Annotated in this window: 22 protein-coding genes; 5 read left to right on the top strand and 17 right to left on the bottom strand. The window is 39.3% G+C overall.

Annotation, left to right across the window (positions count from 1 at the left end; all coding sequences use genetic code 11):
• Window positions 1-28: 28 nt before the first annotated feature.
• Both pheT and pheS read right to left on the bottom strand, forming a co-directional pair.
• Complete coding sequence (pheT, locus tag ACERCF_RS01855; RefSeq protein WP_373624425.1) at window positions 29-2,416, bottom strand: phenylalanine--tRNA ligase subunit beta; 2,388 nt, start codon at window positions 2,414-2,416, stop codon at window positions 29-31.
• 130 nt (window positions 2,417-2,546) lie between these two features.
• Window positions 2,547-3,530, bottom strand: coding sequence for a phenylalanine--tRNA ligase subunit alpha (gene pheS / locus ACERCF_RS01850; RefSeq protein WP_373624424.1), 984 nt, complete (start codon window positions 3,528-3,530; stop codon window positions 2,547-2,549).
• Window positions 3,531-3,754: 224 nt separating this feature from the next.
• Between pheS and ACERCF_RS01845 the strand changes: the two genes are divergently transcribed.
• Window positions 3,755-4,417, top strand: coding sequence for an NAD(P)H-dependent oxidoreductase (locus ACERCF_RS01845; protein WP_373611461.1), 663 nt, complete (start codon window positions 3,755-3,757; stop codon window positions 4,415-4,417).
• Between the two features lie 51 nt (window positions 4,418-4,468).
• Here the strand turns inward: ACERCF_RS01845 and ACERCF_RS01840 are convergent, their stop codons facing one another.
• The 8 genes from ACERCF_RS01840 to ACERCF_RS01805 form a co-directional block, all read right to left on the bottom strand.
• Complete coding sequence (locus ACERCF_RS01840; protein WP_373624423.1) at window positions 4,469-5,794, bottom strand: L-cystine transporter; 1,326 nt, start codon at window positions 5,792-5,794, stop codon at window positions 4,469-4,471.
• 101 nt (window positions 5,795-5,895) lie between these two features.
• Window positions 5,896-6,651, bottom strand: a complete 756-nt coding sequence (locus tag ACERCF_RS01835; protein ID WP_373624422.1) for a Zn-ribbon-containing protein — start codon at window positions 6,649-6,651, stop codon at window positions 5,896-5,898.
• A complete protein-coding gene (locus tag ACERCF_RS01830) occupies window positions 6,651-7,556 on the bottom strand; it encodes a cation diffusion facilitator family transporter (RefSeq protein ID WP_373611464.1) in 906 nt (301 codons plus the stop codon). The genes ACERCF_RS01835 and ACERCF_RS01830 overlap by 1 nt, the downstream gene beginning before the upstream one ends.
• Window positions 7,553-8,131, bottom strand: coding sequence for an ABC transporter ATPase (locus ACERCF_RS01825; RefSeq protein WP_373624421.1), 579 nt, complete (start codon window positions 8,129-8,131; stop codon window positions 7,553-7,555). The genes ACERCF_RS01830 and ACERCF_RS01825 overlap by 4 nt, the downstream gene beginning before the upstream one ends.
• Window positions 8,124-8,903, bottom strand: coding sequence for a peroxide stress protein YaaA (gene yaaA / locus ACERCF_RS01820; RefSeq protein ID WP_373624420.1), 780 nt, complete (start codon window positions 8,901-8,903; stop codon window positions 8,124-8,126). The genes ACERCF_RS01825 and yaaA overlap by 8 nt, the downstream gene beginning before the upstream one ends.
• 9 nt (window positions 8,904-8,912) lie before the next feature.
• Window positions 8,913-9,362: a transcriptional regulator NrdR gene (gene nrdR, locus ACERCF_RS01815; protein ID WP_373611467.1), complete on the bottom strand. Its 450-nt coding sequence runs from the start codon at window positions 9,360-9,362 to the stop codon at window positions 8,913-8,915.
• Window positions 9,362-9,676, bottom strand: coding sequence for a YcgL domain-containing protein (locus ACERCF_RS01810; protein ID WP_373624419.1), 315 nt, complete (start codon window positions 9,674-9,676; stop codon window positions 9,362-9,364). Before ACERCF_RS01810 ends, nrdR begins: the two co-directional genes overlap by 1 nt.
• Window positions 9,660-11,123, bottom strand: a complete 1,464-nt coding sequence (locus ACERCF_RS01805) for a replicative DNA helicase (protein WP_373611469.1) — start codon at window positions 11,121-11,123, stop codon at window positions 9,660-9,662. Before ACERCF_RS01805 ends, ACERCF_RS01810 begins: the two co-directional genes overlap by 17 nt.
• A gap of 258 nt (window positions 11,124-11,381) precedes the next feature.
• Here ACERCF_RS01805 and ACERCF_RS01800 point away from each other — a divergent pair, with 258 nt between their 5' ends.
• The 3 genes from ACERCF_RS01800 to ACERCF_RS01790 all read left to right on the top strand — a co-directional run bounded on the left by ACERCF_RS01800 (window position 11,382) and on the right by ACERCF_RS01790 (window position 14,010).
• Window positions 11,382-12,062, top strand: a complete 681-nt coding sequence (locus ACERCF_RS01800) for a TIGR00153 family protein (RefSeq protein ID WP_373611470.1) — start codon at window positions 11,382-11,384, stop codon at window positions 12,060-12,062.
• 8 nt (window positions 12,063-12,070) lie between these two features.
• Window positions 12,071-13,336, top strand: a complete 1,266-nt coding sequence (locus tag ACERCF_RS01795; protein ID WP_373624418.1) for an inorganic phosphate transporter — start codon at window positions 12,071-12,073, stop codon at window positions 13,334-13,336.
• Between the two features lie 95 nt (window positions 13,337-13,431).
• Window positions 13,432-14,010 carry a TIGR04211 family SH3 domain-containing protein gene (locus tag ACERCF_RS01790; RefSeq protein ID WP_373611484.1) on the top strand — a complete coding sequence of 193 codons (579 nt, stop codon included), beginning with the start codon at window positions 13,432-13,434 and terminating at the stop codon, window positions 14,008-14,010.
• 50 nt (window positions 14,011-14,060) lie between these two features.
• Here the strand turns inward: ACERCF_RS01790 and aroA are convergent, their stop codons facing one another.
• From aroA to ACERCF_RS01765, 5 genes are all read right to left on the bottom strand, one after another.
• Window positions 14,061-15,359 (bottom strand): 3-phosphoshikimate 1-carboxyvinyltransferase, encoded by a 1,299-nt coding sequence (gene aroA, locus ACERCF_RS01785; RefSeq protein WP_373624417.1) that lies wholly within the window; start codon window positions 15,357-15,359, stop codon window positions 14,061-14,063.
• A gap of 43 nt (window positions 15,360-15,402) precedes the next feature.
• Window positions 15,403-16,497: a histidinol-phosphate transaminase gene (hisC, locus tag ACERCF_RS01780; protein ID WP_373624416.1), complete on the bottom strand. Its 1,095-nt coding sequence runs from the start codon at window positions 16,495-16,497 to the stop codon at window positions 15,403-15,405.
• Window positions 16,498-16,697: 200 nt separating this feature from the next.
• The gene (ftsH, locus tag ACERCF_RS01775) at window positions 16,698-18,644 is read right to left on the bottom strand and encodes an ATP-dependent zinc metalloprotease FtsH (RefSeq protein ID WP_373624415.1); all 1,947 of its coding nucleotides are present in this window, start codon (window positions 18,642-18,644) and stop codon (window positions 16,698-16,700) included.
• A 118-nt stretch (window positions 18,645-18,762) separates the two neighbouring features.
• Window positions 18,763-19,389 carry a 23S rRNA (uridine(2552)-2'-O)-methyltransferase RlmE gene (gene rlmE, locus ACERCF_RS01770; RefSeq protein ID WP_373624414.1) on the bottom strand — a complete coding sequence of 209 codons (627 nt, stop codon included), beginning with the start codon at window positions 19,387-19,389 and terminating at the stop codon, window positions 18,763-18,765.
• 113 nt (window positions 19,390-19,502) lie between these two features.
• Window positions 19,503-20,588: a calcium:cation antiporter gene (locus ACERCF_RS01765; RefSeq protein ID WP_373624413.1), complete on the bottom strand. Its 1,086-nt coding sequence runs from the start codon at window positions 20,586-20,588 to the stop codon at window positions 19,503-19,505.
• A gap of 222 nt (window positions 20,589-20,810) precedes the next feature.
• On the opposite strand from ACERCF_RS01765, the gene glmU reads away from it, so the two are divergent.
• The gene (gene glmU, locus ACERCF_RS01760) at window positions 20,811-22,175 is read left to right on the top strand and encodes a bifunctional UDP-N-acetylglucosamine diphosphorylase/glucosamine-1-phosphate N-acetyltransferase GlmU (RefSeq protein WP_373624412.1); all 1,365 of its coding nucleotides are present in this window, start codon (window positions 20,811-20,813) and stop codon (window positions 22,173-22,175) included.
• Between the two features lie 74 nt (window positions 22,176-22,249).
• Here glmU and ACERCF_RS01755 read toward each other — a convergent pair whose 3' ends face one another.
• The gene (locus ACERCF_RS01755; RefSeq protein ID WP_373624411.1) at window positions 22,250-22,537 is read right to left on the bottom strand and encodes a type II toxin-antitoxin system RelE family toxin; all 288 of its coding nucleotides are present in this window, start codon (window positions 22,535-22,537) and stop codon (window positions 22,250-22,252) included.
• Window positions 22,534-22,788 carry a type II toxin-antitoxin system Phd/YefM family antitoxin gene (locus ACERCF_RS01750; protein ID WP_373624410.1) on the bottom strand — a complete coding sequence of 85 codons (255 nt, stop codon included), beginning with the start codon at window positions 22,786-22,788 and terminating at the stop codon, window positions 22,534-22,536. Before ACERCF_RS01750 ends, ACERCF_RS01755 begins: the two co-directional genes overlap by 4 nt.
• Window positions 22,789-22,839 lie beyond the last annotated feature (51 nt).

Here is a 22,839-nt window from a genome sequence, read left to right as displayed (position 1 = left end):
ATGACACCAGCCATATTTTATTTACTGACTAATCACGAAGTACCGCATTGAAACGAGTTGCCAATTCAGCTAATACTGCTTGAATGACCGCATTGATTTCACTTTCTTCTAATGTTTTTTCATTATCTTGAACAGTCAAACTAATCGCTAAACTTTTCTTACCTTCCGCTAAATTTGCACCACGGTAAACATCGAATAAGTTTAAGCCCACTAATTTACTACCTGCTGCCTGGCGACAAGTTTCTAACACTTCGCCTGCTGGAACAGCTTCATCAACCACTACCGCAATATCACGGTTATTTGCAGGGAATTTAGAAATTTCGCCCGCTTGTGCTACCGGTCGCTCTGCAATCGCTGATGCTAAAATCTCACATACAATCGGCTTACCTTTAATGCCAAATTTTTGCACGATTGATGGGTGAATTGTACCAATAAAACCGATCTCTTTGCCATCTAGCATAATGGCAGCAGATTGCCCCGGATGTAACGCTGGGAACTGTTTTGCCACAAATTGTAAATCATTACGGGCAGAAGTGAGAGAAAGCACACGTTCAATATCGCCTTTTAAATCAAAGAAATCCGCAGCTTCTGCTTTATTTTCCCAATGCACAGGGCGTTTATCGCCTACAATCGCCGCACCAAATACAAACTCTTGACGTACCGCAGATTCTGCATTGTTATCTGGAATAAAGCGTAAACCAGCTTCAAAAATACGCACTCGATTCTGTTGGCGACTTTGGTTATATACGATTGTATCCAATAAGCCGGTTAATAAAGATACACGCATTGCCGACATTTCACTTGAAATTGGGTTTGGTAGAATTAATGCCTCTTGCTCTGGGTGTAACCACGCTTGTTTTTTCGGATCGACAAAACTATAAGTAATTACTTCTTGATAATCGCTATCCACTAAAGCGGTACGGATACGGTTTGCCTCAAGTAATTTTTCAGGCGTACCTTTCATTGTTAAATGAGCAAGTGGCGAATTATTTGGAATGCTGTTATAGCCGTAAATTCGAGCAACCTCTTCAATCAGATCTTCTTCGATCTCAATATCAAAACGCCAGCTTGGAGCAACAGCTGTCCAAGTATCATTTGCAAATGTTACTTTTAAGCCTAAGCGAGTTAAAATATCCGTTACCGTTTCATCTTCAATATGATGACCGATTACCGAATCTAATTTACTGCGTCTAAGCGTGACAGTATTACGTTTTGGTAAATTTTCTTCACTTACTGCTTCTACAATTTCGCCTGCTTCGCCACCGCAAATTTCTAATAATAGTGCAGTTGCACGTTCCATTGCTTGACGTGTTAATTCAGGATCAACACCACGCTCAAAACGATGAGAAGCATCAGTGTGTAAGCCATATTGACGAGCTCGACCTGTAATCGCTAACGGCGCAAAGAATGCTGCCTCTAATACTACATCTTTAGTATTTTCACTTACACCACTTACTTCGCCACCAAAGATACCCGCCATTGCCAGTGCACCTTTGCTATCGGCAATTACAAGTGTATTCGGTTGTAATTTTGCTGTTGTGCCATCTAATAACACTAATTCTTCGCCTTCTTTTGCCATACGCACTTGAATGCCGCCCTCAATTTTGTCTGCATCAAAGGCGTGCATTGGCTGACCTAATTCTAAAAGGCTTAAGTTAGTAATATCAACAATCGGATCGATTGAGCGAATACCACAGCGGCGTAATTTTTCTTGTAACCATAATGGCGAAACTGCTTTTACATTCACATTTTTAACCACACGAGCTAAATAACGCGGGCAAGCCTCTGGCGCTTGTAATTCAACCACCACTTTATCAGAAATCGTTGCAGGAACAGACGTAATTGTTGGGGCTTTAACATCAACTCGGTTAATCACACCCACTTCACGAGCAATACCAGCAATGCTTAAGCAATCAGCACGGTTTGGCGTTAAACTGATTTCAATCGCCACATCATTTAAATTTAAATATTCACGGAAATCTTGACCGATTGGCGCATCTGCAGGCAACTCAATAATACCGCTATGATCTTCTTTAATGCCTAATTCAGAGTAAGAACAAAGCATACCTTCTGATGGCTGACCGCGTAATTTGGTCTTCTTAATTTTGAGATCGCCCGGTAAAACTGCACCATCAACTGCACAAGCGACTTTTAAACCTTGACGGCAGTTCGGTGCACCACATACGATATCTAATAAGCGTTCGCCACCGACATTCACTTTTGTTACACGCAATTTATCAGCATCAGGGTGTTTAGCACACTCAACAACTTCACCAACAACTACCCCAGAAAAACTACCCGCTACAGGTTCTACATCATCAACTTCTAAACCTAACATTGTAATTTGGTCGCATAATTGCTCTGTGCTAATTTCTGGGTTTACCCATTCACGCAACCAAGATTCATTGAATTTCATTATTTCTATCCTTTAATTTGCAAAATTTTCTAAATTTTTAACCGCTTACATTACCCTCTCCCCTTGTGGAAGAAGGGGCAGATTTTTATTCGTTCAGAATAAAAATCAGGGAGAAGGGAAAAATCCCATACTATTTAAACTGTTTTAAGAAACGTAAATCGTTCTCAAAGAATGAACGTAAATCCGTTACATTGTAGCGAAGCATAGTTAAACGCTCAACGCCCATACCCACAGCAAAACCGCTGTATTCTTCAGGGTCGATACCAACATTGCGTAATACATTCGGGTGAACCATACCGCAACCTAACACCTCTAACCATTTACCGTTTTGACGCATTACATCAACCTCAGCCGAAGGTTCTGTGAATGGAAAGAAAGACGGGCGGAAACGCACTTGTAAATCTTCTTCAAAGAAGGCTTTTAAGAAATCGTGGATTAACCCTTTTAGCTCGGTAAAGTTTGCTTTTTTATCCACATATAATAATTCGATTTGATGGAACATTGGCGTGTGGGTTTGGTCATAATCGTTACGATATACACGACCTGGAGCTACAATTCGGATAGGCGGTTTTACATTTTCCATTGTACGAATTTGTACGCCAGAGGTTTGAGTTCTTAATAAACGATTTGCATCGAACCAGAAAGTATCATGATCGGCACGAGCTGGGTGATGAGCAGGAATGTTGAGTGCATCAAAGTTGTAGTAATCCGTTTCAATTTCAGGGCCGTTTGCCACCGAAAAACCTAACTCAGAGAAGAATTTAACAACACGTTCAATGGTAATAGAAACCGGGTGCAAACCACCTAATTCTGTTTTACGACCGGGCAATGAAACATCAATACTTTCATTAGCTAATTTTGCATTTAGCTCTTCGGCTTCGAGTTTTTCTTTTTTCTCATTTAACGCATTTTGTGCAATCTGTTTCGCATCATTAATTTTTTGACCAACGGCTGGGAGTTCTTCTGCCGGCACATCACGCAAGCCTTGCATTAAGGCAGTAAAATGTCCTTTCTTACCAAAATATTCCACTTTCAATGCTTCTAATGTCGCAATATCATTCGCTGCATTTACCGCATCAACGGCTTGTGCAACTAAACCTTCTAAGTTGTGCATTCTATCCTCTAATAACTTGATGATTTAAAATTGGTGAGATGATAATACTTTAAAGGATAAAAGTAAATGTGAAGCCACGCTAAATTGTTGATTTTTAAGGTAAAGGATTTGACTACAAGCGGTTATATTTTTTCATATCTTTGCAAGTGCTAGTGATGAAATTGGCATTAGCTCTTAAAAGCGTTATGATAAGTAATATTTTTCAGCTAACAAAGGAAACAACAATGTTCAATATCAGTAAACAACAAGTTTTAGAGGCTTTTAATTTCCGTTCAGCTTGCCGTAGTTATGATCCAGCTCGCAAAATCAGCAAAGAAGATATGGATTACATTTTAGAACTCGCTCGTCTTTCGCCAAGTTCGGTAGGTTCTGAGCCTTGGAAATTTTTAGTGCTACAAAATCCTGAAATTCGCAGCAAAATTGCCCCTTTCTCTTGGGGAATTAAACACCCAATGGAAGAAATGAGCCATTTAGTGATTATTCTTGCTAAGAAAAATGTCCGCTATGACTCGCCATATTTAAGAGATTCACTGACTAAACGTGGTTTAACAGAGGAGCAAATTGAAGGCTCTATCGCTCGCTATAAAAGTTTCCAAGAAGAAGATATGAAAATTTTAGAAAGCGAAAGAACCTTATTTGATTGGAGTACCAAACAAACCTATATCGCATTAGGGAATATGATGACTGGTGCGGCTTTAATCGGTATTGATTCTTGCCCGATTGAAGGTTTTCATTATGATAAAGTCAATCAAATTTTAGCCGATGAAGGCTTATTTGATCTCAATGAATATGGTATTTCATGTATGGTTACCTTTGGTTATCGCAACAAAGATATTAAGAAAAAATCACGCAAGCCTGTAGAAGAAGTGATTGAATGGATTGAATAACTATCTGAAATCAATCAAAAAGGGCGATTAAATCGCCCTTTCTCGTCTCTTTTATTCAGGTTTTACCCATTTATTGGTGATTGTGCCTGCCACCATTGCACCATTTACATTTAATGCGGTGCGTCCCATATCGATAATTGGCTCAACTGAAATTAACAGTCCCACTAATTCAATCGGTAAGTTTAAGGTTGATAGTACAACAATCGCAGCAAATGTTGCACCACCACCTACACCTGCAATCCCAAATGATGAAATCGCCACCACTAAGATCAAGGTCAAAATGTAATTTAAGCTAAATGGATCAACGCCAACTGTTGGTGCAATCATTACCGCTAACATTGCAGGGTAAATTCCCGCACAACCATTTTGACCGATGGTTGCCCCAAAGGTTGCGGCAAAGTTTGCGATTACACTGTGATTACCTAATTTGTTCGTTTGCGTTTCAATATTTAGTGGAATCGTTGCCGCACTTGAGCGTGAAGTAAATGCAAAACTTAAGGTTGGTAATACTTTTTTGTAATAATCAAACGGGTTTACTTTTGCAACAAAAAGCAAGATACCGTGTACTACAAACATCAATCCGATTGCAATGTATGACGCAACAATAAAGCTACCTAAATTGACGATATCCACCCATTGTGATGTGGCTGCCATTTTGATCATTAAGGCAAACACACCGTAAGGAGTTAAGCGAATAACAAAACGAACCAAACGCATCACTAATTTATTTAGGGTTTCTACCCCCTGAGCAATACGCTCACCTAAATCTCTATCTTCTTTGCCTAAACTTAATGCGGCAAAACCCAATAAACTTGAAAAGATAACTACACTAATAATGGAAGTTGGATTGGCACCAGTTAATTCTAAGAACGGATTTCTTGGAATAAATGAAAGTAACATTGCTGGCACAGATAAATTACTCACCTGCTCTACACGCCCTGCAACTCGTTCTTGTGCAGCAATTTCACGAGTACCGGCTACTAAACCTTCTGCTGAAAGATCGAACAGATAAACTAACGCAATACCGATAAGTGCAGCAATAGCTGTGGTAACTAATAATACAGAAAGTACACCAAAGCTAATTTTGCCTAATGCTCCCGCTTCTTTTAAACGAGTAATTGCCGATAGAATTGAAACAAACACGAGTGGCATTACGATCATTTGCAATAAGCGGACATAACCATTCCCCACTAAATTGATCCAATCGAGCGTTGCATCAATCAGTGGCTTTTCATAAAACGTTTGTAAAATCACACCGCTTGCAAGACCTAACACTAAACCGATAAATACGGTTTGCCCTAGTTTTTGTGTCGAGTTATAAATCCTCGCCAGTAAAAATAAAATAGCAGCAAACACCGCTAAATTGAGAATAAGCACAAAGCCTCCTAATTAAATAGTTATATAATAAAAAATGCCGCAAGATTATTATGTTTACGGCATTTCTAAAAGACGAATTGTCACTTGAATATAACTAAAAGTTATAACAACTCCCAACTTAGGTTAGAAATTAAGCGGCAATGATCACATTTGAAGTGAAAAATATCGTGCAATGGCGTTGCCAATTTCCACTCCCCATTGCAAAACGGACACTTACGATTATGTTCTTCCTCTTTATCTGTTCCTAAACGATAAAGATAGTAAAAAGTCGGAATCTGCGTTTTTTCTTCTACTTGTTTGCATAAATCTAAACCGAGTAATGCCAGTTCACTTCGATTATCAGCGATCTGCTTTAACGCATTTTCCTCTAAAACAAATCCTTTCATTTGCAAGAGATCGCAAGCTTGCCAATTTTGTTGCCACTCTAGCAATGCTTCGCTTAATGCTTGATCTTTTAGACGATAAAGTGGAATTGGGGCAAATTGGTCTCCGTCATAAAGTGGCGAACAGGTATCTAAATGCGTTGTGTATAGCATTTGGAATTTAGGCTGTTTATTATGGCTCGTTTCTTCGCCTTGATAATCACGCCCAACAATTTCAAAACCGGTAAAATTTACGCCATTTTCGACCGCTTGTAATAGTGCTTCATTCACTTCTTCGCTATTATTAACAGGCAATAAACTCTCTTGCTCAGGCGTGCAAACTCTTGCTTGAAATTCAGTTTGATGAAAGGTAATCGGCATTTCTCTACCGATGACTTGCCCGTTATATAACCATTGATTTAACACTTGGCTAATTAAGGTAACTGGGTCTTGCTCAAAATTTTGATAACTAAAATGCACGATAACTTGATACATTAAATATTCTCTACCATATCTTGAAATTCTTGCTTAACCACCGTTGTTGGCTCTTGATGGATAATCACTTTTGACATAGGAAATGCCGCCAGTAATTTTTGCTCAAGATTATCAGTAATTTCGTGAGCCACTAAAAGCGTTAAGTGATCATCTAGCTCTAAATGTAATTGAATAAAACGCACTGCCCCAGCACGGCGAGTTTGGATATCGTGAATGCCTAAAATGTTGGGGTGATGCGAAGCAATCTCTTTAATACGTTCGATTTCTTCATCAGGCAAAGATTTATCAAGCAAAGTCTGCACCGCTTCCCAAAACATTTTGACTGCATTGAATGCGATATAAAGTGCAATACCAATCGCAAAAATGGCATCTGCATAAATGAAGCCTGCTCCATTAAGTAACATTGCCAACAAAATCGTCGCATTCATAAATAAATCGGTTTGATAATGTAATGAATCTGCTTCAATCGCCGGACTTTGCGTGATTTTTACCACATAGCGTTGGTATAGCACTAAAATCGCCGTTGCAACAATAGAAACAATACTCACAATAACACCAATATGGGATTGGTTAATCAATTCTGGGTTAGTTAATTTATGGAAGCCTTGCAACAGCAAGAACACCGCTGAACCCGAAATAAAGGCACTTTGAGCAAGAGCCGCCAAAGATTCTGCTTTGCCGTGCCCGAAAGCGTGATTATCATCAGCTGGTTGCAACGCAAAACGCAGTACTAGAATATTGGTAAGCGAGGCAAACAGATCCACAACCGAATCGGTCATTGCCGCTAAAATAGAAATTGAGCCTGTTTGCCACCACGCAAAGGCTTTAATAATAATAAGTGAAACTGCCACAATAATGGCAAAGTTCGCTGCTCGTTTCACTAATTTGTTATAATTTTCTGTCATTTTCTACATTCAACTAACCAAGCAAGTTGGTTAAACTCAAGGGCAAGTTGCACCATTGCTTGGTTGTAAGCGGTCAATTTTTTTGATTTTTTTGCAAACTCTGCTTTATTTAGCGATCTTTTATCTGAAAACTGAATCTGACCATAGCCACAATTCAAATTACGCCCACGAGTTACTTCTAACATCACATTGTTAAATCGCTCTGTTGGCGGATAAATTACCTGACTTTGTAATTCACTGTTCTGAATATTGATATCCGCAAGTACATTTTGTTTTTTGTTAAAACTAGATTGGCGAAAAGCGGCTCTCTGCTCTAACGTTTGTTTGTTACTATTTTTATCTAAGAAAAACAAAATGCCTTTTTCCCAATTTTCAGGATTTTTCTCGCCAATTTCAGGCAAGTAAAGTAAATGCTGCATTTCATCAAGCTGATTTGCGGTTACTTTAACGTAAGTTTGACCTTGAAAATTGACTTTTTCTGGCACAGAAAATGGCTTGTGTTGGCTAACACAGCCTGCCATTATCAAAACAGTAGGAGCGAATAACATTCGCCCGCTCAATAAACGCTTAACCATTTTGTTCTTCTCGTTTGAAAACCAGCTCTGTTGCCGTTGAGCTTTCTTCATCAAACCAATAACCGCCGTAGTTAAACTGTTTGAGTTGTTCAACGTTGGTTGGTTGAGTTTCTAGCATAAAGCGAACCATCATTCCTCTTGCCTTTTTAGCGTAAAAGCTGATTACTTTATATTTACCGTTTTTCTCATCTAAAAAGACGGGCTTGATGACTGTGGCATTTAGATTTTGCGGCTTAATTGCCCCATAATATTCATCAGAGGCGAGATTCACTAAGATATTATCGCCTTGTTCATCAATCGCTTTTTGTAAATTTTCAGTAATCGTATTTCCCCAAAAGGCGTAAAGATCTTTACCTTTGGGATTCGCTAATTTTGTACCCATTTCCAAACGATATGGCTGCATTAAATCTAACGGTTTTAATAAACCATACAAACCTGAAAGCATACGTAAATGTGTTTGAGCATATTCTATTTGCTCTTTGGTTAAGGTTTCTGCATCTAGCCCTGTATAAACATCGCCCTTAAAGGCAAAAATCGCTGCTTTTGCATTTTGTTCGTTATGCTCAAGTTGCCATTCGGTAAAGCGAGCGACATTCAGAGCGGCTAACTTATCACTAATTGACATCAAACTCCCAACTTCCGCAGGCGAAAGTTGTTTGCAAATATCAATTAACTCTTGACTGTAAGCGGTTAAATTTGGCTGAGAAAATGCAAATCCATCAATTTTTGTTTCAAAATCAAGGGTTTTAGCGGGGGAAATAATGGCTAACATATTGATCCTTTACTCTTTTAATTTTTCAATTTCTTTTGTGAATTCTTCAATATCGCTAAAACTCAGATAAATTGAGGCAAAACGAATATAAGCCACTTTATCTAGCTGTTTTAACGCATTCATTGCAAGTGTGCCGATATGTCGGCTTGGCACTTCTCGCTCGCCCATTGCTTGTAGCTGAATGATAATTTGGCTAATCGCTTTTTCGACATCATCAGCACTGACAGGGCGTTTATTTAAAGCACGTCTTAGCCCCATTCTAAGTTTTTCAACATCAAACGGCTCTCGACTACCGTTATTTTTAATCACATAAGGCACAACCAACTCTGCTGATTCAAAAGTGGTAAAGCGTTCTTTACACTTGACACACTCACGACGACGGCGAATTTGGTAGCCATTTGCCGCCAAGCGTGAATCAATTACTTTGGTTTCTTCGGTGGAACAAAATGGGCAACGCATTATTTTTCCCCTTTTTGTTGTGCCACTTGTTGAGCTAAAAAGGCTTTATGCAAATTTTCAGGCGGTGGTGGCATTTGTAAATAATAACCTTGCTCTGCTAATTTTTGCAGCACTTCGTCATTCTTCGCTCGAACAAGTGGTTTATCGCCCGTTAAATTAAACATCATCACAAATTCAGGCTTGCCAAACATTTGGCGTAACGCTTCTGGCACCTGTTCAAATTGATCTCGCTTTGCTACATAAAGATACATTTCATCTTTTGCTTTGCTTTTATAAATCGCACAAAATGTTATCGGTTTAGTATTCGTCGTCATAATGTCCGCCACTGTAATTATCAAATCGGGAATATTGCCCTTGAAAGGTTAATCGCACTCGTCCAATCGGTCCGTTACGCTGTTTACCGATAATAATTTCCGCAATGCCTTTAAGATCAGAGTTATCATTGTAAACTTCATCACGGTAAATAAACATAATTAAGTCCGCATCTTGCTCAATAGAGCCTGATTCACGCAAATCCGAGTTTACAGGGCGTTTGTCTGCACGCTGTTCTAAGCTACGATTAAGCTGAGAAAGTGCCACTACAGGCACTTCTAACTCTTTAGCTAAGGCTTTTAATGAGCGAGAAATTTCGGCAATCTCAAGGGTTCGGTTATCGGAAAAACCCGGAGCACGCATTAATTGTAAATAATCCACCATAATCAGGCTCAAACCACCGTTTTCACGATAAACACGTCTTGCTCTGGAACGAAGCTCTGTTGGTGTTAAGCCTGAACTGTCATCAATATAGATATTATTGCGTTCTTGCAAAATCGCCATTGTAGTGGAAATTTTTGCGGTATCTTCATCATCTGAAATCTGCCCGGTTCGGATCTTAGTTTGATCCACGCGAGAAAGTGAGGCTAACATACGCATCATAATCTGATCGGCAGGCATCTCAAGGCTGAAAATCAACACAGGTTTTGCTGGTTTTTTCTTCGGATTGCCTTGTTCGTCCAAATCGTCTTTATCTTCAATATCAATCAGTGAGGCATTTTCGCATAAATTCATCGCAAAAGTGGTTTTCCCCATTGAAGGGCGGGCAGCCACAATAATTAAATCCGAAGGCTGTAATCCTGCCGTTTTTTTATTGAGATCGGTAAAGCCTGTGGAAACGCCCGTTACTCCACCGTTATGGCGATTTTTAGACAAGGTATCCATTCTCGCCAACGTTTTCAGCAAAATATCATCAATACGCTGCGGGCCTTCATTCGCATTATTTCGCTTTTCCGCAATTTCAAATACGATTCGCTCGGCTTCGTCTAAAACCTCTTTGGAGTTTCGCCCTTTGGTTTTATAGCCCATTTCTGCAATTTGATTACCTGCACTAATCACGCTTCTTAAATCGGAGCGATCTCGTACAATATCGGCATAGGCAAGAATATTTGCAGCACTTGGAGTGTTCTTAGAAAGTTCCGCAAGGTAGGCAAAACCGCCCACATCTTGTAGCACACCTTTGTCTTTTAACGCTTGATCAAGCGTAATAATATCGACCGGCTTGTTTGCTCGCACCAAATCCGCCATCTGCTCAAAAATAATGCGATGAGCATAATTATAGAAATCGTGTGATTGTACACGCTCAGCCACGTTATCCCAATGATCGTTACTTAGCATAATACCGCCAAGCACTGCCTGCTCTGCTTCAATAGAGTGCGGAGAAATGCTAATCTGCTCAACTTGCTTATCTTTTACTTTTTCACGAAGTGTGCTGTTATGTTCTGCCATTTTTATCTCTATTAATGATTATTTTCAATAGTGCATAGTTTATCGGAATTTGTATTAAATTGAAATTTGCATTTTTTATACCTTATTAGAGCAATAACAAGCGGTCAATTTTGTTTAAATTTTTGCAAAATTCTGACAAAACTCAATCACCTGTTTAAAAAACAAGCGTTATGCAGTGATCTTTACTGATACATCAAGTAAAATACACAAGATTTCAAATTGGAAGTCATTTTAAATTTATCATTATGGAGATATCCTATGGCACTGAATAACATTTTAGGTTTATTCGCCCAGTCCCCACTTAAACCGTTACAAAAACACTCGAATAAAGTTGTAGAATGTAGCGAATTGTTAGAATCTTTTTTTGACGCGACTTTTGAACATAACTGGGAAAAAGCCTCTTTAGTTCGCGGTCAAATCGTTGATTTAGAACGCCGTGCAGACTCACTAAAGCGTGAAATCCGCCTAAAACTTCCTCGTGGCTTATTTATGCCTTTAGAAAGAACGGATTTGTTAGAGCTAGTAACGCAACTAGACAAACTTGCAAATTATTCAAGAGATATTTCAGGTCGCATTATCGGACGCCAATTAGTCATTCCTGCAGAAATGCAGCCTCTTTTTAAGAAATTCCTTTCTCGTAGTATTGACGCCAGCCGTCAAGTCGGCAAAGTTTTAGATGAAATGGATCAATTATTAGAAACCGGCTTTAGAGGTAGAGAACTTGATTTCGTTAATAAGATGATTTTAGAACTTGACCAAATCGAAGACGATACCGATCAATACCAAATCACATTACGCCATACCCTGTTATCATTGGAAAAAACGCTTAATCCGATTGATGTAATGTTCTTGTACAAATGTATCGAGCGTATCAGTATTTTAGCCGATCAAGCACAACGTATCGGTTCCCGCATTGAGTTAATGTTAGCGAAATCATAGGAAGTACAATGGAACTGATTAACAACTACGGTTTTATTATTGTTGTCATTACGGCTATTTTCGGCTTTATTATGGCATTCGGTATCGGTGCAAATGACGTTGCAAATGCAATGGGAACTGCCGTTGGCTCTCGTACGATTACCGCAAAACAAGCTGTTTATATTGCATTAGTTTTTGAATTTTTTGGGGCTTATCTCGCAGGTGGTCAAGTAGCGGAAACAATCAAAAGTGGTGTTATCTCAACTGAAGCTTTCATCGGTCATCCAGAAGTTCTTATTCTAGGTATGATGTCTGCTCTTTTTGCTGCAGGTATTTGGTTAGTTGTCGCCTCTCAAAAAGGCTGGCCAGTTTCAACAACTCACTCCATCATCGGAGCTATTGTTGGTTTTGCTGTTATTTCAGTGGGTATGGAAGCTGTTCAATGGTCTCAATTCGGTGGTATTGTTGGTAGCTGGTTTGTTACGCCTTTCATTTCTGGTGTTATTGCTTATCTTATCTTTGTTTCCACACAAAAAATGATATTTGACACAGATAAACCAATGGCAAATGCTGAGAAATATGCGCCTTACTATACAGCCTTGACGGTATTTATTATTTGTATCGTCACCCTAGAAAAAGGCTTAAAGCACGTCGGCTTAAATCTTAGTGGTTTACAAACTACACTTCTTTCTGCTGTAATTTCTGTGATTTGTGCAATCATTTGTGTGTTCTATCTTCGCAGCAATGCATTCAAAGCAAGTTTAAAAGAAAAAGCTACATTTAGCGGTGTAGAAAAAGTATTCAGTATTTTAATGCTGATTACCGCTTGTGCAATGGCATTTGCACACGGTTCAAATGATGTTGCGAATGCAATTGGTCCTTTAGCTGCAGTTGTTTCTATTGTAGATCACGGAGGTGTTATCGATGGCAAAACAGTTATGGCTCCTTGGGTTTTACCATTAGGTGCGGTAGGTATTGCAATTGGTCTTGCAGTAATGGGGCATAAAGTGATGGGCACTATCGGTACAGGTATTACTGATTTAACACCAAGTCGTGGCTTTGCGGCACAATTTGCTTGTTCAATCACGGTAGTAATTGCATCTGGTACTGGTCTGCCAATTTCTACCACACAAACACTTGTGGGTGCAGTAATTGGTGTTGCCTTTGCACGAGGTATTGCGGCACTTAATCTTGGTGTAATCCGTAATATTATCGCTTCTTGGGTGGTTACATTACCAGCAGGTGCATTACTTGCGATTATCATCTACTATATTTTGAGTGCAATTTTTATTTAATTCACTTACTATTCTTTAGGGGTAACTCGTTTACCCCTTTCCTTTTTTAGATTGCAAGGAGAATTATGAAAAAAATCGTTTATTTACTGGTGGGAATGTTATCCTACACTGCTCTTCCTACACTTGCTCAAACGCAATATATTAGCGAAAACCTGAATACTTATATGCGTAAAGGTGCAGGAGATAATTTTAGAATTTCTGGTGCAATCCAAGCAGGGGAAAAAGTAACAGTATTAGATAAAAAAGAGCGTTATAGCTTAATTAGAGACAGCCGAAACCGTGAAGGCTGGGTGTTAAACTCTGATTTAAGTGATACTGCAAGCCCAAAAGAGCTTATTCCACAATTAAACCAACAAGTTCAAGATTTAACTAATCGTTTAAGTAAAATTGACAATGAATGGCAACAACGCACAGCAGAAATGCAGCGTAGAACGCAAGATGCGGTTCAAAAAAGCAGTGATTTAGTGGAAGAAAACGCACAGTTAAAACGTGAGCTTGAGATCTTAAAAAACAAAAACCGTGATTTAGAAACGATGCACGATTCTGAAAAGCGTGAAATTGTGATTCAATGGTTTATTTACGGCGGTGCTGTATTAGGGGCTGGCTTACTACTTGGCTTGATTGTGCCGCTCTTAATTCCTCGCCGCAGACGTAATAGCGGTGGTTGGGCATAATAAGTAGAGATTAAAAAAGGATTTAGTTTTAAACTAAATCCTTTTTGTTTTCATCTTACCGATAGCTTTTCTAGTTCAGTGAAATAGGTCGGGAATGTTTTTGCCGTGCAGTTCGGATCTAAAATCGTAACCGCTGTATTAGACAACGCAATTAATGAGAAACACATTGCCACTCGGTGATCGTTATAGGTCTCAATTTCTGCGTGTTGGAATTTATCTAATTCAAGCGGTTGAATGCGGATAAAATCTTCTCCCTCCTCAACAGTTGCCCCCACTTTACGCAACTCTGTTGCCATTGCGGTTAAACGGTCAGTTTCTTTCACTCGCCAGTTGTAGATGTTACGAATAACCGTCTCGCCTTCTACAAAAAGCGCCGTTGTGGCAATAGTCATTGCCGCATCAGGGATATGATTCATATCCATATCAACGCCTTTTAATGGGGCTTGTTCTGCTTGAATGAAATCCTCTCCCCAAATGATTTTTGCCCCCATTTTCTCTAACACATCAGCAAACAAGCGGTCGCCTTGTATCGATTTTTTACCAATACCTGTAACCTTAACGCTCCCTTTAATCGCCCCAGCAGCTAAGAAATAAGAGGCAGATGAAGCATCACCTTCCACTAAATAATTGCCTTGTGGAGCTATATAAGTTTGATTGCCTTTCACAATAAATGTGTTGTAATCACGATTTTCAACGGTTACACCGAAATCTTTCATCATTGAGAGTGTGATGTCGATATAAGGTTTTGATACCAAATCACCAATAATCTCAATTTCCATATCATTTTTAGCGAGCGGTGCAGACATCAATAATGCAGTTAAGAATTGGCTAGAGATAGAACCATCAATCTGTACTTTTCCGCCCTTTAAACCTCTGTTTGTAATCGCAAGCGGTGGATAGCCTTCGTTTTCTAAATACTCCACCTCTGCCCCAACTTGACGTAACGCATCAACCAAATGCTTGATTGGGCGTTCTTTCATTCGAGGCTCGCCTGTTAAAATAACTTGAGCCTTGTTTTCGCCTTTTAAACATAATGCGGCGGCTAATGGTCGCATTGCCGTACCCGCATTTCCTAAAAAGAGCGATAAGCCATTTTGAGCTTGGAATGCACCGCCAATACCCTGTACCTCGCAAACAGTTTTGTCTTCTGATAATTCGTAAGACACACCTAAGGCTTTTAACGCATTCAGCATATGGCGAATATCATCACTATCTAATAAATTAGTTACTCGTGTTGTGCCTTTAGCTAATGCTGCCAATAATAATGCACGGTTAGAAAGGCTTTTTGAGCCGGGTAAGTTAATTTCTCCCTCTACTCGGGAAATTGGGTTTAAGGTTAATTTTTCCATTTGTTTCTATAATTTGTAAAATTTTGATAAAAGAGACCGCTTGTTAAGCTAAAACCTTTAATAATGCAGTAAAAAACCTGTCATTTTCTTCAGGTAGCCCGATACTCACACGTAAGTGATTTGGCATTCCATAGCCTGCAATTGGGCGAACAATCACACCTTCACGCAATAATGCATCATAAATTGGGGCGGCAGGGCGTTTAAAATCGATAGTGATAAAATTACCTTTAGACGGAATATAGTCTAATCCGTTTGCTTGGCAAAATGCTTCATAGCGAGCCATTTCCAAGCTGTTATTTTTTGCGACTTTTTGTACAAAAGCATCGTCATTCATCACAGCAATCGCAGAAGCAAGTGCAAGGCTGTTGCAATTAAACGGCTGGCGAACACGATTTAATAAGTCCGCAATTTCAGGATTTGACACCGCATAACCCATGCGAAGCCCTGCTAAACCATAAGCTTTGGAAAGCGAGCGAGACACAATTAAATTCGGGTATTTTACTAATAAACCGAAAGAATCAATTCGCTCTTCTGTCGCCGTAAATTCAGTATAGGCTTCGTCTAGCACAACAATGACGTTAGCTGGCACTCTTGCTAAAAATACCTCAATATCAGCTTGAGTTAAGAAGTTACCTGTTGGGTTATTCGGGTTTGCAATAAAAATGAGTTTAGTCTTTTCATTGATTGCTGCTAAAAAGCCCTCTAAATCGTGTCCCCAATTTTTAGCAGGAATTTCACGAGCAACGGCATTGATGGCTTTTGTTACCAGCGGATAAACAATAAACGCATATTGTGAATAGATAATTTCATCTTTATCGCTGGCAAAGGTGTGGGCAAATAACTCTAATAAATCATTTGAGCCATTGCCTAAGGTAATTTGATTTGGCTGTAAATTGAATTTTTTGGCAATGGTTGATTTCAGTTCAAAACCGTTTGAATCTGGGTAACGGGTTAAATCATCAAGTTGATTGATAATGGCTTGTTTCGCACTTTCAGGAAAACCAAACGGGTTTTCATTTGAAGCTAGTTTGATGATATTTTGAATGCCCCGTTCACGTTCTAATTCCTCAATAGGCTTACCTGCTTGATAAGGGGAAAGTGATTTCACCCCCTCATTGGCGATGTTGAAAAATTGCATAATGACCTCTGTTTTTCTTATTAAAATATCGAGTGATTTTAGAGGAGAACGCACGATTTTGCCAGTAAAAATTTTGTTACAAACGGAAAGAAATTATTACAGGTTAATTCTTTACCCTATTTGCAAAAAATTAGCAAAAAACGACCGCTTGTAAACAAAAAACCGAGAGTAATTTTTACTCTCGGCTTTTAAATTATCTCTTAGTTTTCTGCTTTTGTATCAGCAAGAGAATCACCAATATTATTATCCTTAGCTGGCTTATCATCTAAGGTAATAGAGGTTGTATCTGCCGCTTGCTCACCGCTTGGTGGGGTTGCATTGTCATCTTTGGTTGGGGTATCTGTCCAACCTGATGGTTCTCTAACTGGGCGACGAGCCATTAAGTCATCAATTTGTTTACTATCTAGCGTTTCGTACTTCAATAGGGCATCTTTCATTGCGTGTAAGATGTCCATATTCTCTTCTAACGTCTGTTTTGCACGTTGATAGTTTCTATCAATGATCTTACGCATTTCGGTATCAATGAGTTTTTGCGACTCTTCAGATACGCCTTTAATCGCTCCCATTCCATCTTCATTTTGATAGAAGATTGGTCCAAGCTCTTTCGAGAAGCCCCATTGTGTTACCATTGCGCGAGCAATTTGGGTTGCACGATGAATATCAGACGATGCTCCTGTGGTAATTTTGTCTTCGCCAAAAATCAAGCCTTCCGCAATACGACCTGCAAATAAGGTTGAAAGCTGGCTTTCTAATTTTGTGAAGGTTTCACTTACACGGTCACCCTCTGGCAAGAACTGAGCAAAACCTAAGGCTTGACCACGAGGAACAATGGTCACTTTATTTAATGGATCGTGTTCCGGCATTAAATAACCAATAATAACGTGGCCTGCTTCGTGATACGCTGTGTTGATGATCTCTTTTTCTGTCATCGTATTTGAGCGGCGTTCCGGCCCCATATTGATCTTATCACGAGCTTCTTCAAAGTCTTCCATTGTGACTACACGTTTGTTCTTGCGTGCAGCAAACAATGCTGCTTCATTCACTAAGTTCGCAAGCTGAGCCCCTGAGTAACCTGGTGTACCGCGAGCAATTTGCATAGGATCAACACCTTCTGCAAGCGGTACTTTTTTCAAGTGAACTTTCAATATCTGCTCACGACCTTTTACATTCGGTAAATCAACCGTTACTTGGCGGTCAAAACGGCCCGGACGAGTTAAAGCATCATCAAGTACATCAGAACGGTTTGTTGCTGCGATAATAATTACACCTTCAGAGCCTTCAAAGCCATCCATTTCTACAAGCATTTGGTTAAGGGTTTGTTCACGCTCATCGTGCCCGCCGCTAAAGCCTGCTCCACCACGTTTACGGCCTACCGCATCAATCTCATCAATGAAAATGATACAAGGTGCATTTTTCTTGGCTTGGTCGAATAAATCACGCACACGGGAAGCACCCACGCCAACAAACATTTCAACAAAGTCTGAACCTGCCATTGTGAAGAACGGCACTCTTGCTTCGCCAGCAATAGCCTTCGCTAATAAGGTTTTACCTGTTCCTGGAGGACCAACCATTAAGATTCCTTTTGGTATGCGTCCACCTAGTTTTTGGAATTTGGTTGGATCACGCAAAAATTCAACCACCTCGCCCACTTCTTCTTTTGCTTCATCACAGCCAGCAACATCAGAGAAACGGGTTTTGACTTCATCTGCAGTAAGCATTTTCGCTTTACTTTTACCAAAGCCCATTGCTCCACGACCACCACCGCCCTGCATTTGTCGCATATAGAAAATGTAGAAACCGATTAATAGTAGCATCGGGAACCACGAGATTAAAATTTGGGATAACAATCCACGACGTTCTGCCGGTTGCCCGGTAATTACCGCATTGGTTTTCGCCAAATCTGCCATTAGATATTCATCATACATCGGCATTACAGTTTGGTAAGTTGCACCATCATTTTTAGTTACTACTATGGTGTCATTGTTCTGTTTAAAATCGACACCTTTTAAGCGATTTTCTTTGATATCACTCAAAAAAGTCGAGTATGGTACAGTATTTGAGTTAGCACCAAAATTAGAATTGAAGCCTTCATAGGCTGTCATCATTACGATGGCAACCACAACCCAAAGTAAAATATTTTTAACCATATCGTTCAAGGTTAATCCCCTATTCTGTTAATAAATCTATCCAAGGTTACTATAAAAGCGGTCAAATTTCCTAACTTTTTTGCAAATTTTTAATAAAAAATGACCGCTTGCGTGGTTTCTAGCCTTTGTAGCCTGTTGCAACAATATAGACTTCTCGTGAGCGATCTCTAGAGGCTTCAGGTTTTCTCACTTTTACTACGCTAAATAACGAGCGTATCTCTCGGAGATATTCATCAAATCCTTCACCTTGGAAAACTTTCACTACAAAGCTACCTTTTGGTGCTAGCACTTGGCGACACATATCTAACGCCAACTCAACCAAATACATCGCACGAGGAATATCCACTGAAGGCATACCACTGAAATTAGGTGCCATATCAGACATTAGTACATCAACTTTTTCTTCGCCAACACGCTCTAATAATGCATTTAAAACGGATTCCTCACGGAAATCGCCTTGTAAAAAATCCACTCCAGCAATCGGATTCATATCTAAAATATCACAGGCAATCACCCTGCCTTTGCTACCAATTTGTGTTACCACATATTGCGACCAACCTCCCGGTGCAGCACCAAGGTCAACCACAGTCATCCCCGGTTTAAAGAGCTTATCGGTTTGCTGAATTTCATCAAGCTTAAAATACGCTCGTGAACGCAGTTTCTGTTTATGTGCTTTTTGTACAAATTGATCTTTAAAATGCTCTGCAAGCCAACGTGATGAGCTTGCACTACGTTTTCTACCCATATTTTTCTTTCTTTTTAAAGTAAATTTAGCCCTATTAATAAGGGCTATTTAAAATAATTCAAGAGATAGCGAGAAATCTCCTCGCTATCTCTTAATATTTGATCATATATGAATTAAGGCACAATAACCGTAAATATATAGGTTGCCAAAATCACTAATAACACAATACCATAAAGCATATTGGTTTGCCCGTGATTCAGCGAAAGCATTGCCACAAAAGAAGAAAGTGAAAGTAACACCATTGATTTCCAGTCTAAGCCTAACACCATATTAATGTCATACATTAAACATACAATAACTACTGCTGGGATAGTTAAGCCGATACTTGCTAATGCCGAACCTAATGCAAGATTCACACTGGTTTGTAAACGGTTACGGTGTGCAGCAGTTAATGCAGCAACACCTTCTGGTAAAAGTACTACTGCTGCGATAATTACACCCACTAATGCCAATGGTGCACCAGCACCAACAACCATTCTCTCAATAGATGGAGAAAGTGCTTTTGCAAGGAATACCACTACTCCCAAGCAGACAATCAATAATAATAAACTGATTAATGCTACTTTTGTTGATGGGGGCTCTGCGTGATGAGATGGATTATCGTCATCTGCTAAAAAGTAATCACGGTGGCGAACTGTCTGAATTAAAATAAATGATGCATAAAGTACAATTGACGCGATCGCTACAAAGATTAATTGAGAAGGGCTATAAGTTGCGCCTACCGTGGTGGTCGTAAAGTTTGGTAGCACTAATGTAATTACTAAAATTACAACTAATGTAACCAATGCCGTACTTGCTGATTTTTGGCTAAAAAATTGCTCACGGTGTTTTAAGCCACCAATCAATAAACATCCACCTAAAATACCATTCAATATCAGCATTATCGCCGCAAAAACAGTATCTCGAGCTAAATATGCAGTATTATCCCCACCTGCAACCATTAATGACACAATAAGTGACACTTCAAGAATGGTGATAGCTAAGGCAAGAATAATCGTACCAAAAGGCTCACCAACTTTATGTGCTACAACCTCTGCATGGTGAACAGCTGAAAGCACACTACCAATCAGTAAAGCACTACCAATTAGTTGTAAAATAACACTTTCTTTTACTCCAAAGAAATAAACTACCCACGCAGCGATAGGTAGTAATATCGACCAAAGCGGTAAAGCCTGATGACCTTTGTCTACACTTGGCATTAATTTCTCCTTATTTTTTTAGTTATGTCTATCTACATTATTCTATCAAAATATAGATTAATGTAATACCTATTTATCTGATTTAATTTTAAATATCTCATTGAAAAATAAGATAAAAAATTCTCCTTTACAAAATAATCATATTAAGCAATGAAATTCCCTACCAAAAAGAGTAAAATACCGCGAATTTTATGCTTTAATACTCTAATTTAAGGATTTTTTATGACTCAACTGAGCGTTGTAATTTTAGCCGCAGGTAAAGGCACTCGTATGTATTCTGATTTACCAAAGGTATTGCACCCAATTGCAGGTAAACCGATGGTAAAACACGTTATTGATACGGCCAAGCAGCTAGACGCCCAACAAATTCACTTAATTTACGGACACGGTGCAGATTTACTCAAAGCTCGTTTAAGCGAAGAGCCTGTAAACTGGGTATTCCAAGCTGAACAATTAGGAACAGGGCACGCAATGCAACAAGCAGCACATTTCTTTGCTGATGATGAAAACATTGTGATGCTTTATGGCGATGCTCCACTCATTACCAAAAGCACATTGGAGAGTTTAATTGCGGCTAAGCCTGAAAATGGTATTGCGCTATTAACGGTTGAATTAGAAAACCCAACAGGTTACGGACGCATTATTCGTGAAAACGGATCTGTAGTTGCGATTGTAGAGCAAAAAGATGCGAATGAAGAACAGCTTAAAGTAAAAGAAGTAAATACTGGCGTGATGGTTGCAAGCGGTGCGAGCTTCAAAAAATGGCTGAAAAACTTAAATAACAATAATGCACAAGGCGAATACTACATCACTGATGTGATTGCAATGGCAAATCAAGACGGTTTCAAAGTGCAAGCCGTTCAAGCCACTGAATTTATGGAAGTGGAAGGGGCTAATAATCGTTTACAGCTTGCCGCATTAGAGCGTTTCTACCAAAAACGTGAAGCAGAAAAACTATTGTTAGCAGGTGTAACCATTATCGACCCAAGCCGTTTTGATATTCGTGGAACAGTAACACACGGCAAAGATGTTCAAATTGATGTGAACGTGGTTCTAGAGGACGAAATCAAACTTGGCAATAATGTAAAAATTGGTGCTGGCTGTGTATTAAAAAACTGTGAAATTGGCGACAATGTTGAAATTAAGCCTTATTCTGTGATTGAAGATTCAGTTGTTGGTGCAAAATCAGCTATCGGTCCATTCTCACGTTTACGTCCGGGTGCAGAATTAGCCGAAGAAACGCATATCGGCAACTTCGTTGAAATCAAGAAAGCAACTATCGGCAAAGGCTCAAAAGTAAATCACTTAACCTATGTGGGTGATGCCGAAGTAGGTAAAGATTGTAACATCGGTGCAGGTGTCATTACCTGTAACTATGACGGTGCAAACAAATTCAAAACCATCATTGGTGATAACGTATTCGTTGGCTCAGACAGCCAGTTAGTTGCCCCAGTAACCATTGCCAATGGTTCAACCATTGGCGCAGGTGCTACAGTTACCAAAGATGTTGGCGAAAATGAATTAGTGATTAGCCGTGTGCCACAACGCCATATTCAAGGTTGGAAACGCCCTACTAAGAACAAATAGCAAACGGTTAGATTTCTCTGATTTTTTACAAATGAAAGCCCCTAAAGTAGCCATTAACTTTAGGGGCTTTCATATTAGGATAATCTTGCTAATGCTTTTTGATAAACTTCACTTCGATCTCGTTTCCCTACTGCAATCACTTTAACGACAATTCTCTCATTAATCACTTGATACGCCAATCGATATCCAGCATTACGCAATTTGATTTTATAACAATCTTTCATTCCACGCAGTTTGGCACTTTCTACACGTCGGTTCTCTGCTCGCTCCTTTAATTTTTCAACAAACTGTTTTCGCAATGCTAAGTCTAGCTTACGGAACTCCTTTTCTGAAGATTTAATAAATTCAACGGTGTATTTCATTTTAATAAATCCGCTAATTCTAGCTCGTAACTTTCTTCAAATTGTCGCTCTTCCACAATTCTAGCAAGCTCAGCATCATCAGCTAATTCCATTAAATACTCATAAATATGAGGTGGCACACAATAAAATGCAGGCTCATTACGATTAAGAATTGCAATAGGCTCGCCTGCTGCTGCTCTTATTGTTGCCATTGGGTTTGTTTTCAACTCTGTAATACTTGCAACCGTATTGGTTAATACTATACTAGGCATAAATAACACTCCTTATTTAGGGCTATTTATCGCTCTTTTTACTGGTTTTGT

Origin of the sequence: Mannheimia kashgarensis (assembly GCF_041807705.1) — a bacterium.
In the GTDB taxonomy this organism is placed as follows: domain Bacteria; phylum Pseudomonadota; class Gammaproteobacteria; order Enterobacterales; family Pasteurellaceae; genus Mannheimia.
The sequence above is the reverse complement of the archived record's forward strand: the minus strand, read 5'-3'. Positions and strand labels throughout refer to the sequence as shown.